This is a genomic window from Bacillus sp. SIMBA_005, from assembly GCF_046535585.1.
GTDB lineage: Bacteria > Bacillota > Bacilli > Bacillales > Bacillaceae > Bacillus > Bacillus pumilus.
Map to the genome: position 1 here is coordinate 1 of NZ_JAWRWI010000109.1, position 353 is coordinate 353.

Here is a 353-nt window from a genome sequence, read left to right on the forward strand (position 1 = left end):
GGATGATTAGCTCCCCTGTGCCCGAATGGCAGCTTAAAAGTATTCCCTCCAAACGCGAGCGCGATCAGCTGATGTCCGAGACAAATGCCTAGAGTCGGAAAGCGGCTGATGATGCTTTTGATCTTTCCTAAATATGGCTGAATGGCTTTCGGATCTCCAGGTCCGTTCGATAGCACAATTCCATCGGGTTTGATGTTGTATACGGCCTCCATTTGCTGGTATGGCACCACGGTAACCTTGCAGCCTCGTTTGACAAGTGATGATGCGATTGACTTTTTATAGCCAAAATCAATGAGAGCGATATGTTTATTCCCGTCGCCGAATGTGCTGATTTCCTGGGCGGAAGCCTGCTC

Annotated in this window: 1 protein-coding gene; it reads right to left on the reverse strand. The window is 49.0% G+C overall.

The annotated features are described in order from the left end of the window. Positions 1-353 (reverse strand): glutamine amidotransferase-related protein (locus SB660_RS19335; RefSeq protein ID WP_410583851.1); only part of this gene is annotated, 353 nt, incomplete at both ends.